The organism is Phyllobacterium sp. 01N428 (genome assembly GCF_056399405.1).
Genome location: NZ_JBFTRH010000010.1, coordinates 1 through 14,534, shown reverse-complemented (window position 1 = coordinate 14,534; position 14,534 = coordinate 1). Strand labels below are relative to the sequence as shown.

Annotated in this window: 16 protein-coding genes; 5 read left to right on the top strand and 11 right to left on the bottom strand. The window is 59.0% G+C overall.

The genetic code is table 11. The features are described from left to right. Positions 1-642: a 3-oxoacid CoA-transferase subunit B gene (locus AC1DNI_RS20655; RefSeq protein WP_027233005.1), complete on the top strand. Its 642-nt coding sequence runs from the start codon at positions 1-3 to the stop codon at positions 640-642. A 32-nt stretch (positions 643-674) separates the two neighbouring features. Here AC1DNI_RS20655 and AC1DNI_RS20650 read toward each other — a convergent pair whose 3' ends face one another. The 5 genes from AC1DNI_RS20650 to AC1DNI_RS20630 all read right to left on the bottom strand — a co-directional run bounded on the left by AC1DNI_RS20650 (position 675) and on the right by AC1DNI_RS20630 (position 5,572). Further along, on the bottom strand, positions 675-1,439 hold the full coding sequence (locus AC1DNI_RS20650) for an SDR family oxidoreductase (protein WP_477693249.1): 765 nt from the start codon (positions 1,437-1,439) through the stop codon (positions 675-677). Positions 1,440-1,455: 16 nt separating this feature from the next. Next, positions 1,456-2,454, bottom strand: a complete 999-nt coding sequence (locus AC1DNI_RS20645) for an ABC transporter permease (protein WP_027233003.1) — start codon at positions 2,452-2,454, stop codon at positions 1,456-1,458. Then, positions 2,451-4,019, bottom strand: a complete 1,569-nt coding sequence (locus AC1DNI_RS20640) for a sugar ABC transporter ATP-binding protein (protein ID WP_477693248.1) — start codon at positions 4,017-4,019, stop codon at positions 2,451-2,453. Before AC1DNI_RS20640 ends, AC1DNI_RS20645 begins: the two co-directional genes overlap by 4 nt. A gap of 79 nt (positions 4,020-4,098) precedes the next feature. Continuing rightward, on the bottom strand, positions 4,099-5,055 hold the full coding sequence (locus AC1DNI_RS20635) for a sugar-binding protein (RefSeq protein WP_027233001.1): 957 nt from the start codon (positions 5,053-5,055) through the stop codon (positions 4,099-4,101). 334 nt (positions 5,056-5,389) lie between these two features. Then, on the bottom strand, positions 5,390-5,572 hold the full coding sequence (locus AC1DNI_RS20630; RefSeq protein WP_477693247.1) for a hypothetical protein: 183 nt from the start codon (positions 5,570-5,572) through the stop codon (positions 5,390-5,392). A gap of 263 nt (positions 5,573-5,835) precedes the next feature. Between AC1DNI_RS20630 and AC1DNI_RS20625 the strand changes: the two genes are divergently transcribed. Continuing rightward, positions 5,836-6,096, top strand: coding sequence for a helix-turn-helix domain-containing protein (locus AC1DNI_RS20625; protein ID WP_027233000.1), 261 nt, complete (start codon positions 5,836-5,838; stop codon positions 6,094-6,096). Between the two features lie 73 nt (positions 6,097-6,169). Here AC1DNI_RS20625 and AC1DNI_RS20620 read toward each other — a convergent pair whose 3' ends face one another. The 4 genes from AC1DNI_RS20620 to AC1DNI_RS20605 form a co-directional block, all read right to left on the bottom strand. Further along, positions 6,170-7,003: an alpha/beta hydrolase gene (locus AC1DNI_RS20620; RefSeq protein ID WP_477693246.1), complete on the bottom strand. Its 834-nt coding sequence runs from the start codon at positions 7,001-7,003 to the stop codon at positions 6,170-6,172. Between the two features lie 25 nt (positions 7,004-7,028). Further along, entirely contained in the window at positions 7,029-7,940 is a 912-nt protein-coding gene (locus AC1DNI_RS20615; protein WP_477693245.1) for an ABC transporter permease, read from the bottom strand. 3 nt (positions 7,941-7,943) lie between these two features. Further along, entirely contained in the window at positions 7,944-8,726 is a 783-nt protein-coding gene (locus AC1DNI_RS20610) for an ABC transporter ATP-binding protein (protein ID WP_477693374.1), read from the bottom strand. 109 nt (positions 8,727-8,835) lie between these two features. After that, the gene (locus AC1DNI_RS20605; RefSeq protein ID WP_477693244.1) at positions 8,836-9,810 is read right to left on the bottom strand and encodes an ABC transporter substrate-binding protein; all 975 of its coding nucleotides are present in this window, start codon (positions 9,808-9,810) and stop codon (positions 8,836-8,838) included. A gap of 106 nt (positions 9,811-9,916) precedes the next feature. Here AC1DNI_RS20605 and AC1DNI_RS20600 point away from each other — a divergent pair, with 106 nt between their 5' ends. Genes AC1DNI_RS20600 through kynA form a run of 3 tightly spaced genes read left to right on the top strand, consistent with a single transcriptional unit; the run spans position 9,917 to position 12,758 of the window. After that, positions 9,917-10,660: a GntR family transcriptional regulator gene (locus tag AC1DNI_RS20600; RefSeq protein WP_477693243.1), complete on the top strand. Its 744-nt coding sequence runs from the start codon at positions 9,917-9,919 to the stop codon at positions 10,658-10,660. A gap of 14 nt (positions 10,661-10,674) precedes the next feature. Beyond that, on the top strand, positions 10,675-11,922 hold the full coding sequence (gene kynU, locus AC1DNI_RS20595) for a kynureninase (RefSeq protein ID WP_477693242.1): 1,248 nt from the start codon (positions 10,675-10,677) through the stop codon (positions 11,920-11,922). Next, positions 11,919-12,758: a tryptophan 2,3-dioxygenase gene (gene kynA / locus AC1DNI_RS20590; protein WP_477693241.1), complete on the top strand. Its 840-nt coding sequence runs from the start codon at positions 11,919-11,921 to the stop codon at positions 12,756-12,758. Before kynU ends, kynA begins: the two co-directional genes overlap by 4 nt. A 25-nt stretch (positions 12,759-12,783) precedes the next feature. On the opposite strand, the gene AC1DNI_RS20585 is transcribed toward kynA, so the two are convergent. Further along, entirely contained in the window at positions 12,784-13,143 is a 360-nt protein-coding gene (locus tag AC1DNI_RS20585; RefSeq protein WP_477693240.1) for a hypothetical protein, read from the bottom strand. A 206-nt stretch (positions 13,144-13,349) separates the two neighbouring features. Continuing rightward, on the bottom strand, positions 13,350-14,534 hold a 1,185-nt coding region (locus AC1DNI_RS20580), incomplete at its 5' end, for an NAD(P)H-dependent oxidoreductase (protein ID WP_477693239.1).

Here is a 14,534-nt window from a genome sequence, read left to right as displayed (position 1 = left end):
ATGGCCTGGACACGCGATCAAATGGCCGAACGCGCCGCCAAGGAACTGCGGGACGGCTTCTACGTCAATCTCGGCATCGGTATTCCGACCCTCGTTGCAAATTACATCCCCACCGGCATGAGCGTTCAGTTGCAGAGCGAAAATGGCATGCTCGGCATGGGCCCGTTCCCCTATGAGGGAGACGAAGACGCCGACCTGATTAATGCCGGCAAGCAGACCATCACCGAACTGCCGACCACCAGCTATTTCTCCGGTGCGGACAGCTTCGGTATGATACGCGGCGGCCATATCGACCTTTCCATTCTCGGCGCGATGCAGGTTTCCCGCAGCGGCGACCTCGCCAACTGGATGGTCCCTGGCAAGATGGTCAAGGGCATGGGCGGGGCCATGGATCTCGTTGCGGGCGTCAAGCGTGTCGTCGTCGTCATGGAGCATGAGGCCAAGGGAGAAGCCAAGCTTCTCGAAGAGTGCACCCTGCCGCTTACCGGACAGCGCGTCACCGACCTCGTCATCACCGATCTCGGTGTCTTTTCCTTCGAGCGTCACGGCGAGCCGAAGATGACGTTGATCGAAATTGCGCCCGGCGTGACTCTTGACGAAATCAAGGCAAAAACCCAGGCGAAATACGACGTCGCCATCTGAGCCTTGAGCGCCGCCGGCGAGGCGGCGCCCACTCACCAGCAGACGAAGCCCCCATCGACGACGAGATCGATTCCGGTCACGAAGGATGAGGCGCGGCTGGCAAGAAACACCGCGGGGCCGATCATTTCCTCGGGCGCGGCAAGCCGGCCCATTGGCGTATCCCGTTCGAAGATCTTGACCTGATCGGCAACTTCCGAGCGCCGATTCATCGGCGTCAGCGTATATCCGGGACTGATCGAGTTGACGCGCACGCCCCGGTCAACCCACTCCATGGCGAGGCTCTTCGAAAGGTGGATGACTGCTGCCTTGGAGGAGTTGTAATTTGCCTGTTTGAGGTCGCGATTGACGATCGAGCCCGACATCGAGGCAATATTGATGATGGAGCCCCTGCCTCGCGGCAGCATGACGCGGGCCTCCGCCTGGCAGGACAGGAACACACCGGTGACGTTGACGCCGTAGACATGCTGCCAGTTTTCGAGTGCTAGCGTTTCGGCTGCGCCGCCAGCCCCGATGCCGGCATTGTTGACGGCAATCGTCAGCGGGCCGAGTTCACTCTCGATGCGCTGCACAGCAATTGCGATATCGTCGGCTGACGTTACCGAACCTTCAATCGTGATTACATTGCGCCCGGTCGCGCGAATACGCTTGGCCGTCTCGTCGAGCCCGCTGCCGGAAGAATGGCCGAAGCAGCCAATATCGGCACCGGCATCGGCAAGTCCGATAGCTATGGCCTGGCCAATGCCGCTACCGGCGCCAGTCACCATGGCGATCTCGCCTCGAAGATCGAAAAGGTCCATGTCCAGTCCTTTCCGGCTAGCTCCTCTGGCCCTCGGTACTGGGCTCGGCGCGGGCAGCCCTTACCAGACGCCGCCGCGTGCGGAACGCGCCCCATTGCTGGTCGACCAGCACGCCAATGAGAATAACGCCGCCCATCACCGAGAAGTTGAGGGAAGACGGTATGCCGAGGAGGTTCACCAGGTTCTGCAGTTCCTGCAAAAGGATAGTACCGAGGATGACGCCGACGATGGAGCCTTCGCCTCCGCGCAGCGAGAAGCCTCCAAGCACCGCTGCAGCAATGGCGTAGAGCTCGTAGAAATTGCCATGGCTGGCCGGCGAGATCGAGCGGGTATACATGGCGAAGTAGATTGCAGCGAGCGCGGTAAGGACACCGCAGATCACATAGGCCGCCATGATGATCCGACCGGTGCGGATACCGGAGAAGCGTGCCGCTTCCTCGTTCTTGCCGATCGCGTAGAGGTAGCGGCCGAAGACCGAGCGGTGCAGCACGACCCACATTATCGCCATGATGACGATCAGCGCTATAAAGCTGTTTGGCACACCGTAGGTGCGGCCAGCGGTGAGGAATTCGAGTGTGGGGAAATTCTGGCCGAAGGCAAAACCGGCGGTGCCGTCAGCCGTATAGAAGCGGGCAACGCCGCGATAGATCAGGAGGCCGCACAAGGTGACGACGAAGGGCTGCAGCTTCAGCCGTGCAATCAGCCAGCCGTGCGCCAGGCCGATAAGGCCGCCCAGTATGAGGATGAGAATGAATGCGACGGGCCAATCCATGCCCCTCGTCGCAATAAAATCTATGAACAGCACGCCGAGGAGAGCGATGGACGATCCGACCGAGAGCTCGATGCCACCGGTTATGATGACGAAGGCTTGGCCGATCGAAAGAATACCGAAGAGGCCGATCAGGTTGGACGTATTGGCGAGGTTGATGGGCAGCAAAAACCGGGGATTGATCGCAGCAACGACCGCGCCCACGACCAGAATGAGAAGTAACAGCCCGATATCTTTCTTGCTCATCGCCCCTCCGGCTCTTTCTTTGCTAGTCTAGGCTTTTTTCCAACCGCAAGCAGCATGACGTTTTCCTGGCTGAGGTCGTCCTTGTCGAGAATGCCCGAGATCTGGCCCTCGTGCATGACCGCAACGCGGTCGGAGACGCCGATCACTTCTTCCATGTCGCTCGAGATCATCAGCACCGCGACGCCTGCCTCGGCGAGAACCCGCATGAGATTGTAGATCTCAGCCTTCGCGCCGATGTCGATGCCGCGGGTCGGCTCGTCCATGATGATGATTTTCGGATTCATGGCGAGCCATTTGGCCAGTACGACCTTCTGCTGGTTCCCGCCCGACAAAGAGCCCGTCCGCGTCGCGACGGAAGGCGCTCTGATCCCGAGACTTGATCGCTGCTTCTCCGCCGTCTTGTTTTCGCTGCGGGCCGAGACGAGATACCGCTTCGAATGCGCGGGCATGTCAGGCAGCGAAATGTTCTGCGCAATCGGAAAGTCGAGGAGGATACCCTCGAGCTTGCGGTCCTCCGGGACAAGAAAGATGCCGTTCGCGACCGCATCGGCGGCAGAGTGCAGCGCAAGTTTCTTGCCATCGGCATAGACCTCGCCGCCGAGCCTCGCATCTATACCGAAGAGGACGCGGGCAAGCTCAGTGCGGCCCGAACCGACAAGACCAGCAAGTCCGAGGATCTCTCCACGACGAATCTCGAGGCTGACCGGGTGGTGCGGATAGGTCGTCGTTCGAATATCTTGCGCTGAAAGCGCTACCGCTCCCGGTGTCTGCATCGAAACGGCTGTCCGTGCCTTCAGCGCCCTTCCGATCATCAGTCGAACCATCTCGTCATGATCAATCGCACTTTTCGGCAAGACCCCGGCGAGGATCCCGTCTCGAAGGACCAGCACGCGATCGGCGACGCGCTCTATTTCATGCAGGCGATGCGAGATGAAAATGACGCTGATGCCATCCGCCTTGAGGCCCTTGATGACCGCCAGAAGCTTCTCTGTCTCGGGGAGGGGAAGGCTCGATGTCGGTTCATCGAGAATGACGAGCCGCGAATTTATCGAGAGCGCCTTGGCAATTTCCACCATCTGCTGCTGGGCGAGCGAGAGCTTCGAGACCGGCGTATCAGCACTGAAATTCGCACCCACGCGCTTCAAAAGCGAACCCACCATTTCGCGCAGCTTGGCGCGGTCGACGAGTTTCAGAGGTCCGGCGCGCAGCGGTTCGCGGCCGAGAAAGACATTTGCAGCGACATCGAGATTGTCGAAGAGGTTTAGTTCCTGATGAACGAAAGCGATCCCGGCGTTCATGCTGCCTTCGACGGTCAATTGGTCGTGTTCGATGCCATCGACCGTGATCGTTCCACGATCGGGCTTCACCACGCCGCCGAGAATCTTCATCAATGTGGATTTGCCTGCGCCGTTCTCGCCAACGAGGCCGATCACTTCACCCGGCGCCACCTCCATGGAAAAATTATCGAGGGCAACGACACCGGGATAGCTCTTGCGCACGCCCGCAAGGCTCAAGAAAGGCGCTTCGACGCCGGCGAACGATGATGTTTCAGGTACATTCAACATAGCTGCATAAACCAGAACTCGAGATCATCGAAGACGCCGCCACCGGGCGACGTCTTCCTGATTATCCAGTTAGTCTGGTTCAATTTCCAGCCATTGCTTTCAGATTTGCCGCATACTTGTCGACATCGTCCTTGCCGATGATCACGGTTGGAATGATGATCAGCTTGTTGTCGGGGATACCCGACTTGTCGCCACCGAGATAAGCCGCCATCAGCTTCATGCCGCGATAGGCCCATTCGAAGGGCTGCTGCACGACAGTTGCGGCAACAGTTCCTTCCTTGACGCCACCCAGCGTGATCGGATCATCGTCGAAACCGACGACCGTGATCTGGCCAAGCTTGCCGGCATCGCGCAGCGCTTCGTAGATTCGCGGCGTATTGTACGAGTAGAACCCGACCATGCAGGTCACGTCCGGGCTGGCGACAAGCGCATCCTCAACGTTCTTCTTGGCACGCGTTTGGTCGATATCATCACCGCGCACATCGACGAGTTCGATCTTGGTACCGGCAAGGCCATCCTTCATGCCCTGAATGCGCTCCTTGGCGTTGTCCGCCCCGAGCAGGCCGACGAATCCGATGCACTTGCCGCCATTCGGCATAGCTTTCTTGGCAATTTCGGCTGCCTGCTTGCCCGCATCCACGTTCGACGACCCGATATAGGCGACGCGGTTGGTCTGCGGCGCATCGCTGTCCGTGGTGAAGAGCGCGGTCTGCGAGGCAATCTTGTTCAGCCCGTCAGTCGACGTTTTGGGATCGACCGCTGAAACCATGATGCCCTTGACGCCGGCGGTAACAAGATCGTCCATCAACCGCTGCTGGATGGCAACGGAGGATTGCTCCGGATATTTAAGCTCAAGCGAGTAGTCCGGCAATTCGGCCTGAGCCTTCTTGACACCGGCTTCTGCGGCCTTCCAGAAGTCGGAGGCGCCGTTGACGACAAAGGCCAGGGTGGGCTTATCCGCGGCGTTGGCGATGGGCACTCCGGCTGCCCCAAGAACAAGAGCAGCGGTTAAGCCAGCAGCTAATGCAAGTCTCATAACTAACCTCCCATTAAAGTCCGTATTGCGCCCGGACCGTTGGCAATCCGACCATCGCGCCGCTCCTTCCTCCAAGGCCGACGACACAACGGGGAGCCGATGAAATCGGCTTTCCGACCGTGACTTTAATTGGGTAATTGTTATTAGTAAACTCTATTATCATATAGTATTATCAATCTTTCACGTGCGTCGTACGAGGCCGCTGCGGGGTGGCAGGGCGGCGGAACGGGACCATGAGAGGTTGAGCGAAGATTGGGTCCATCTGATTCTCGCGACCAGCCATCGAGGACCCGCAAAGCCAGAAATCGCGCGGCTTGGGACGAGTGAGGGCTCGCTACCTCGTCCGCTTCACGACGCAGACGGGGCTTGCGCCAGGATACTGGGGATCCTGCTCGACGCAGGCGGCATCGTAGCGGAAAGTCCCGTAATAGACGCGCGCGCAGCCGGAAAGCAGCGGAGCGAATGTTACAATCACCAGGAATATGGCCCTGAAATAATTCCTGCCGTGGTGGTTCATTTTCCTCGATCTCGTTCCTATATGAGCGTTTGAAAGTGACACAGTGGCGTAACAATCCACTGATATTCTTCACTAATTGACCGAACCGACAATCGGCAGCCGTAGCAGTCTAGCAAAATCTGGTGCCAGAATAAGGCAAGTACCCGTTAAGGTTGTGTTCACGTTTTCCGTGAGCCTGCACAAAAGGCTTGATCGAGCGGGATTGACGTATAAGTTCGGCCTTCCGATTTGTTAACCAAACCTTTCACGTTAGGAGCAAAGCGATGAACAACAGCGACTATACGTTGCCAGAAACAATTTCCACGGCGCTAGCCAAAGGTACCAATATTGTCACGGCATTTCGCGAACAATTCGGATATTCCGTCGAGGATTTGGCCGTAGCATGCGGTCTGACTTCCCTCGAAATTGAAACGATCGAAAGCGGTCAAAACAACGACCCAGCCAAACTGGAGCGTATTGCCCACGCATTGGGGCTTCCCAACAATGCAATGATCATTGAAGAATCGAAGCGCCTAAGCGCCTGAAATCTTTAAATTAATAAATCGGACTCAAAAAGCTGCCAGGGTGATATCCCAACTCTGGCAGCTTTTTGTTTGGCTATATTCCAAGCAAATTACGGGTCAGCGGATGGTCGGGCTCCGTCAGCCCCTCAATGATATTCGCGTGATGCTTGCCGGGCTCTTCGACGGCGTCCACCCGGCAGTCGAAACCCGACCAGACGTTGGCCAGCAACGCGTTCTGCCGCACGAATTCCGGGCGCTCCAGCGCGCCGACCCATGCGGTTACGTCAATCCCCTCCTGCGGTTCAAGGAGGGCAGGACTCTCGAGCCGTGCTTCGACCGCATCAAGATGCAGAGTTTCGTTCATCTCCGTTTTCATCAACGGCCGCAGGTCAACGAGGGGCGATATCGGGACCGTCTTGCGGATGCGTTGGCGAACGGCCTGCGGCAGGGGCGAAGTTGCAGTCATCATCCTAGCGACAAGATGACCTCCCGCCGAATGACCGGTCAGGTGGATCGGCCCCGCGACCTCGTTTGCAGCGTGCGCAATGGCAAGGCCGACCTGGACCGTAATGTCGCTGACGCGCACCTCCGGACAGAGCACATAGGAGGGAATGGCGACGGCAAACCCGTTCAACACGGCACCCCTTGCCAAATGCGACCACGCGGACTTGTCGAAATCCTCCATCCAGTAGCCGCCGTGAATGAAGACCGCGAGGCCGCGCAAGTCGCCTGATGGCATGAACAGATCAAGCCGATTGCGATCGTGTTCGCCGTAGCTGACGTCGAGTTTCAACAGACCCTTTCGGTCCATTTCCTCGCGAAAGCTCGTGGCCTGCTCCAGCCACTTTGCCGGGTATCCGAAGCCGTCGGGTATATAGGCAAAATTCGAATAGGCGTCGTCCCAGTCGATTGGTTCTTGCGTGACCATCCTGTTTCCTCCCGGCGCTTTAACGCTATTCCCTGACCTTCTCGCGAACGGCAAACCCGCCGCCGGACTTGCGCAGGTTCGGCAGGGCCAGCATCAACAGGACAAAGGCGCCCGTCGCAAATTTCAGATCCGCGGGAGCGAGGCCGAGCGTAAGGCAGAATGAAATGAGCTGATAGTAGACCACCGAGCCGACGACCGGCGCGAGGACCTGGCGCAGGATAGTCTGACGTCCGGTGATAGCCTCGCCGATGATCAGGGCGGCAAGGCCATTGATCAGGATGCCGAAGCCCATGTTCACGTCGGCAAAACCTTGCGTCTGCACCATGATGCTCCCGCCGGTTGCCGAGAGCGCACTCGCGGCGCCGACGCCGATGATCGTCGCGGTGCCGACATTGATACCCTGCGCTTCGGCCATGTCCGGGCTCGCCCCCACCGCGCGCATCGATGTTCCTTTCTCCGACATGAAGAAATAGAGCATTGCCGCAACGACGAGCAGGATCAGAATGCCGACGATCAGGATCTTGACCCAGGGCAGATTGGCCGAGGCGCCGGCAAGCAGCGTGAACACGGTGTCGTAGGTAAAGAGCGGTATATTGGTGCGGCCCATGATGCGCAGGTTGATGCTGTAAAGCATCGTCATCACCAGGATACCCGCGAGCAGCGTATTGATCTTGAAGCGCAGGTGAATAAACGCCGTGCTGCATCCGGCGATGAAACCGCAGATGAGGGCAACGAAGCAGGCCAGGAACGGGTTGACGCCCCCTGCGATCAGCGTGCCGCAGACGCAGCCGCCGAGCGGAAAAGCACCTTCGGACGTCAAATCCGGAAAGTTTAATATTCGGAAGGGCAGCATGACGCCGAGAACGACGAAGGCAACGATGAGGCTCTGGGCAATCGTGACCGGGATCAGTCCGTAGAAGCTGGTGAAAACGTCCATGGCTCAATTTCCCTGCAGCGCGATAGCGTCGGATTTGGTGTGGAACCGGTCGATGAGGTCAGAGACCGTGATGCCGCGCTTCTCTTCGGGGCCGATTTCTACCAGCACCTTGCCGGCGTCCATCATGACGATCCTGTTGCCGTAGTTGATCGCGTGTTCCATGTTGTGGGTGACCATCAGCGTCGTGAGCTTGAGCTCTTCCACCGCGCGCACTGTCGTGTCCATCACGAGCTTTGCCGTGCGCGGATCGAGCGCTGCCGTATGCTCGTCGAGAAGCAGCAGTTTTGGCTGGGTAGAGACCGCCATGACCAGCGAGAGCGACTGGCGTTGACCTCCGGACAGGAGCCCAACGGGCATGTCCAGACGCTTTTCGAGCCCAAGGTTGAGTTCGGCGAGTTGCTCGCTGTATCTGGCGCGCCGCACTGACGTTAGTCCGAAGGAAAAGCCCCGCCGTTTGCCGCGCAGTTCGGCCAGGAGCATGTTCTCGCCAATGGTCATCGTTGGCGCGGTACCGATCATCGGATCCTGGAAGACGCGGGCAATGAACTGGGCCCTGCGATGCGCGTTGAGGCGCGTGACGTCCTGCCCGTCAATGGAGATGCGTCCGGAGTCGAGCGGCAACTTGCCGGAGACAGCGTTGAGGAAGCTCGACTTGCCGGCGCCATTGCTGCCGATGACGATGCAAAAGTCCGCCGGTGCAAGGTTGACATTGAGTCCGTCGAGCGCCCGGCGCTCGTCCTGCGTACCGCGATAGAAAATCTTTGTGCCGCCCGTTACGGAAAGCATGTTCTTTGTCATTGATGAGCCCTCGAACTCCGAGCCGTATGCCCCACGCAATAGTTCCTGCGTCATGGTTGGCGCAGGAACTATAGGTTTGCAGGCGAAAGGAGAAGGCTTATTTGACGAAGCACTCGCAATCTTTGAGGCTGTCCGGCACTTTTTGTCCGGTTTTGGCAAGCACGGCCTCATTGATCAAAGCAGTATGGTCTTCATAAGTCGGCTTGATCGGAGCAAGACTTGCTGGCGACTTGCCGGCAATGATCTCCGCTGCAAGCTTTGCCGCATTCTGCCCGACCTTGGTGTACGAGACCTCGAATGCTGCAGCAACGAGACCGTCGCGTACCGCCTGTGCCGATGCGTTGACGATCGGAATGTTGACCGAGAGGGCGGCTGCGGCAACGGCGGGCACTGCCGGCTGCACCAGGTTCGAGCCCGGAACATAGATGACGTCCGCCTTGCCGGCGAGCGAGCTGACGCGGATCGGAATATCGTTGGTGTTGTCGAGGCCGACTTCGACGAGTTCCATGCCCTCGGCCTTAGCGGCTTCCTTGATCAGCTTGAGCACGGCAACGTCGTTGTCTTCGCCCGGATTGTAGAGATAGGCGAGGCGCTTGGCATCCGGCAGCAGCTTGCGGATGAACTTGACCACTGAGCTGACGTCCTGCAAATCCGACGCGCCAGTCATGCCGGTGTCGCCAGCTTCCCAGGACGGCGTCAGCTTTGCTGCGACCGGATCGGTCACCGCTGCGAAGACGACTGGCGTGCCGGAATTGCCGACGATCTGGCGCGCGCCCTGTGCGACCGGAGTGGTGACGGCGAGGATGAGCTTCGGGCTTCCCGAAACGAGCTTCGTGACCATTTGCGGGATGAGGGTCGCATCGAAATTGACCTGCAACTCATCATAGACAGCATCGGCAACGCCGAGTTTCGCCAATTCCGCCTTGAACGAGGTCACGGTTTCATCGAGCTGCGGATGCTTGCCGAACTGGGCAATACCGATTTTCGTTTCGGCTGAAGCCACGCCCATGTGCAGGCTAAGGCCGAGTGCTGCCGCGAGCGCAGTGCGCATCGCATATTTTGCGCCAATCATCGAATGTCTCCCTTTTTTGTGTGTTCCAACCCCTGAGGCTTGAAAATAGTATAACAAGCGTGAAATGATATACAATACAAAATGGGGCAAACCCACAGAGGGAACGATGGCCGAGAGCGTCAAATCGGACAGCCTTTACGCGGCGCTGCGATCGCGCATTCTCAATGGAAGATTGCGTCCGGGCCAGTCGTTGCGGCTACGTGCGCTTGCCGAGGAATTGGGCGGCAGCGCAACACCTGTTCGAGAAGCGCTCAATCGCCTGCACGCCGAAAACTTCGTGACGACCGAGGCCAACAAAGGCTTCCGTGTTGCAACCGTTACGCTGGCGGAACTTGAAGATCTGGAATCGGCCCGCGCTGCGATCGAAACCCAGCTGCTGCTGCGATCGATCGACAAGGGCGATCGCGACTGGGAAGCGCGCCTCGTCAGCGCCCATTACCGGCTGTCGAAATGCGAGGTTCCCAACTCATTTTCCCAATCGGAAGCAATCGATCTTTGGGATGCCGCACATACGGAGTTCCACTTCGCCCTAATCGACGGCGCCGAATCGCTCTGGCTGATGAATTTCGCGCGACAGGTCAATGCCCAGCTGCAGCGCTACCGCCGACACATCATCTTGCGCATCGACCACCTCAATCGCTCCGCAGCACAGAATGGCAACGGCTCGCTGGGCGTCCTCTCACGCGAAGCGCTTGGCATCGATGCGCACACGGCGCTCATGCAAGCGGCGCTCGATCGCGACAGATCGAAGGCCGAGGCCTTGATGCTCGACCATGTGCGTCTCGCCAAGGACGCCTTTTTGAAACTTGCCAAGGCCAGCGGCATTTCCGGCATTGATGCAGCCGCCTGACGAACAGGGACACCATGGATAATACCACTCAAAGAATTGACGCCGCCGCGGCAGATCGTTCCGATCCGCTTCGTGGTTTTCGCGGACGCTTCCATTTGCCGGAAGGGGTCATCTACCTTGACGGCAATTCGCTCGGCGCTTTGCCTAAATCCGTGCGCCAGCGTGTGTTGAACACGATCGACAAGGAGTGGGGCGTCGATCTCATCCGCAGCTGGAACACCGCGGACTGGGTGCACCTGCCACAACGTGTCGGCGCCCGCATAGCCCGCATCATCGGTGCGGAGCAGGGAGCCGTCGTCGCCGCCGACAGCACATCGATCAATCTGTTCAAGGTGCTTTCAGCCGCCCTCGACTTGAACCCCGGCCGCAGCAAGATCGTCTCCGAGCGCGAAAACTTCCCCACAGACCTCTATATCGCGGAGGGCGTCGCCAGGCAGATCGGCAAGGGTCACCGGCTGGTTCTGTCGGACTCGCCCGAGGGTGTCCCAGGATTGCTCGATGAAGACGTCGCGGTGCTCATGCTGACGCATGTCAATTATCGCACCGGCTATCGCTACGACATGGCGGCACTGACGCGCGCCGCCCATGACAAGGGCATTCTCGTCATCTGGGATCTGGCACATTCGGCAGGCGCAATGCCGGTCGATCTTAGCGGAGCCGGTGCGGATTTTGCCATTGGCTGCGGCTACAAATACCTTAACGGCGGTCCGGGCGCTCCTGCCTTCCTCTATGTCAATCCACGGCATCACGGCGGCTTCCGCCAGCCGCTTTCCGGTTGGTTTGGTCACCGCGCGCCGTTCGATTTCGACTCTGCCTATACACCTTCCAACAAGATCGAGCAGTATCTGTGCGGCACGCCCCCGGTTCTTGCAATGGTCGCCATGGACGAAGCGATGGCCATCTGGGATGACGTCGACATGGCGGCGCTCCGCGCCAAGTCGATAGCGCTTTGCGACCTGTTTATCCAGGAGATCGACAGCTTCGCCGAGCGTCTTGGTTTGCGGCTGGTTACGCCGCGAGAACCGGAATTGCGCGGCAGCCAGGTCTCCTATTCTTGCGAAAACGGTTATGCGATCATGCAGGCGCTGATTGCGCGCGGCGTGATCGGCGATTTCCGTGCGCCCGATATTATTCGCTTCGGATTCACGCCGCTTTATCTGAGTTTCGCCGAGGTCGAAAAAGCGGCGGCAATCCTCAAGGAGATTCTCGAAACGCGCGCCTGGGATGCGCCGGAATTCCACGTCCGGGGCGCCGTGACATGACCCGTACGCCTTACGATCCGGAACAGGAAGGCGCGCAGATGATGTTCGATGGGCGAATGTCCTATGGCGACTATCTGCGCCTCGACAGGATTTTATCGGCGCAAACACCACTGTCCGACGCCCATGACGAAATGCTGTTCATCGTACAGCACCAGGCATCGGAGATCTGGATGCGCCTCGTCATTCACGAACTGACATCGGTTTGCCAGCACATTGCCAGGGATGATCTCGCACCGTCCTTCAAGATGCTTGCGCGGGTTTCGCGCATTCTCGATCAGCTCAATTCGGCATGGGACGTCCTGCGCACCATGACTCCGAGCGAATATACGACGTTCCGTGAAGCCCTCGGCATGTCGTCTGGTTTCCAGTCGTTCCAATACCGTGCGATCGAGTTCCTTGCCGGCAACAAGAACGCGGCGATGATGCGTCCGCACGAGCACAAGCCGGACATTCATGCCTGGCTCAAGGACATCCTGCACAAGCCCAGCATATATGACGAATCCCTGCGGCTCCTCGCGCGCAAGGGCTTTGCCATCGATCGAGCAGTACTGGAGCGCGACTGGTCGCGGCCCTACCAGCCCAATGAGAGCGTCCGCAATGCCTGGCTCCAGATCTATCGCGATCCCGAAGCTCATTGGTCTCTCTACGAGCTTGCCGAAAAGCTTGTCGATTTCGAGGATTACTTCAGGCGCTGGCGCTTCAACCATGTGACGACGGTCGAGCGCATCATCGGGTTCAAGACCGGCACGGGCGGCACATCCGGCGTCAACTATCTGCGCAAGATGCTCGAAGTAGTGCTGTTCCCCGAACTCTGGAACGTGCGGACCGAACTCTAGACTATTGTCGAGATAGAATTGCTGTCTAGGCTGCCCGCTTGTCGATCATCACGCAGTCCATCGCCGATTTTGCATGGACCTGGTTGCTGTGCGCAAAACCATGCTTGGCAATTGCTGCAAGATCGTCATCGGGGCGGATCGGCCGCGACCACCAGTTTTCATTGAGTTTCCAGCCTTGGGCAGCAGCGCTTTCAATATCGGCGCTGTCCGGACGCAGAACACAGGATTCGTGCACGATGCGCGCATCCGGCGACCGTCTCATCATCATTTGCCGGCCACGCTTGAGCGCGCTCGCTTCATCGTCGGCTATAACAAGCTGATGATATAGATGACGCGTCTGTTTATACTTCGTCAGATAAGCGAACTTGACTTGATATGCTGGCAAAACCTGCTCCTGCATCAAAGACTCAACCGCGTTAACCAATTCTTAATATTGTTTGCGATGCAGTCTTTTTCAAGGATATCGGGGTTTTGCACAGATTAATTTATCGATGGCGCACTCAAGCAACGTATTGATTAGTCTTGGTCTTCTGCAGTCGTTCCGATAGCGAAATGAATGAGGATCGACTCTACATCTATCCCCTCTACTACTCACGCGCCGTAGACGAGCTTGTCCTGGCGGGCCCGCAGTTCGACGATCTTCGAGCCTGGCACCGGCGTGGCATTGGCGCTGGTGATGAGTTCGCCCTTGCGGATCGGCGCCGTGACGGTGCCGCCCTGCAGAAGCCCGCACGGGATCGCCCCGGCCTCGCGCGCTTCCGCCGCGGTCATGATCCAGGCGCGGTAGCAATATTCGCCAATGGCATCGAGCTTCTCGCCCGGCTGCATGTCCTTCTTGGCGACGGCGCAGACCTCGGCCACGGGCTTGGCCAGCGGCACCATGTCGGGCTTGCCGTAAAGGACGACGCGGGCGCAGGTCAGCGGCACTTCGAGCGAGGTCAGGTGATAGGGCCGGTGGAAGGTGAAGTACGGGCCCTTGCCCATCTTCAGATCTTCCATGCGCTCGGAAATGCGCGGATGCGACATGTCGGCGACGACGAAGACGCCGGGGGCAACCCCCTTGCCGATCGAATAGTCGACGACGCCGACCCGTGAGAGCACGCCGCCGTCCTTCTCCGGGATCAGGGTCTTCGACAGCTGGTCGAGCGTTGCCGCCGGACCGTGCATGCCGGGCTTGTCGGGCACGAGCCCGGTGGCATTGGCAATCGCCGCCATCTCCACCATGGTCTTCGAGCCGTCGACGAATTCGACCAGCATGCGCACGTTCATGTGCCGGCGTTCGGCCTCCTCGGCATAGTCGTCGGGAATGGCGTCGATGTTGAGCGGGTTGTTCTTGCCCTTGCCGGCGGCGACGATCGGATGGCCCATGGCCGAGACGAATTCGATAAGTTCCATGCACGACGACGGCTCGTCGCCGGCGCCAAGCGAATAGGTGACGCCGAGCCGGTCGGCCTCGCTCTTCAGATAGGCGCCGATGGTCACGTCCGCCTCGACATTCATCATCACGAGGTGCTTGCCGTGCTCCATTGCCCGCAGGCCGATCTCGGCCCCGACCGCCGGGACCCCGGTCGCATCGATGACGACGTCGATGAGGTCGTTTTCAAGGATGAGATTGGCATCGTCGGTAACGGCGACCTTGCCGGCCTCCATCGCCGCCGTCAGCGCCGCGGCATTGGCGACCTCGCGGCCATGGCCGCTCTCCTGGTAGGCGATGTCGACGGCTTTGAGCGCATTCGGCAGCTTCAGTTCCGAGATCGCGCCGATCTCGATGCCCGG

Excerpts from the sequence above, each read along its gene's own strand:
- kynA (WP_477693241.1), top strand. The coding sequence starts at position 11,919 with ATGACCCGTACGCCTTACGATCCGGAACAGGAAGGCGCGCAGATGATG.
- AC1DNI_RS20625 (WP_027233000.1), top strand. The coding sequence starts at position 5,836 with ATGAACAACAGCGACTATACGTTGCCAGAAACAATTTCCACGGCGCTA.
- AC1DNI_RS20650 (WP_477693249.1), bottom strand. The coding sequence starts at position 1,439 with ATGGACCTTTTCGATCTTCGAGGCGAGATCGCCATGGTGACTGGCGCC.
- AC1DNI_RS20610 (WP_477693374.1), bottom strand. The coding sequence starts at position 8,726 with ATGCTTTCCGTAACGGGCGGCACAAAGATTTTCTATCGCGGTACGCAG.
- AC1DNI_RS20620 (WP_477693246.1), bottom strand. The coding sequence starts at position 7,003 with ATGGTCACGCAAGAACCAATCGACTGGGACGACGCCTATTCGAATTTT.
- kynU (WP_477693242.1), top strand. The coding sequence starts at position 10,675 with ATGGATAATACCACTCAAAGAATTGACGCCGCCGCGGCAGATCGTTCC.
- AC1DNI_RS20640 (WP_477693248.1), bottom strand. The coding sequence starts at position 4,019 with ATGTTGAATGTACCTGAAACATCATCGTTCGCCGGCGTCGAAGCGCCT.
- AC1DNI_RS20600 (WP_477693243.1), top strand. The coding sequence starts at position 9,917 with ATGGCCGAGAGCGTCAAATCGGACAGCCTTTACGCGGCGCTGCGATCG.
- AC1DNI_RS20615 (WP_477693245.1), bottom strand. The coding sequence starts at position 7,940 with ATGGACGTTTTCACCAGCTTCTACGGACTGATCCCGGTCACGATTGCC.
- AC1DNI_RS20605 (WP_477693244.1), bottom strand. The coding sequence starts at position 9,810 with ATGATTGGCGCAAAATATGCGATGCGCACTGCGCTCGCGGCAGCACTC.
- AC1DNI_RS20655 (WP_027233005.1), top strand. The coding sequence starts at position 1 with ATGGCCTGGACACGCGATCAAATGGCCGAACGCGCCGCCAAGGAACTG.
- AC1DNI_RS20630 (WP_477693247.1), bottom strand. The coding sequence starts at position 5,572 with ATGAACCACCACGGCAGGAATTATTTCAGGGCCATATTCCTGGTGATT.
- AC1DNI_RS20645 (WP_027233003.1), bottom strand. The coding sequence starts at position 2,454 with ATGAGCAAGAAAGATATCGGGCTGTTACTTCTCATTCTGGTCGTGGGC.
- AC1DNI_RS20635 (WP_027233001.1), bottom strand. The coding sequence starts at position 5,055 with ATGAGACTTGCATTAGCTGCTGGCTTAACCGCTGCTCTTGTTCTTGGG.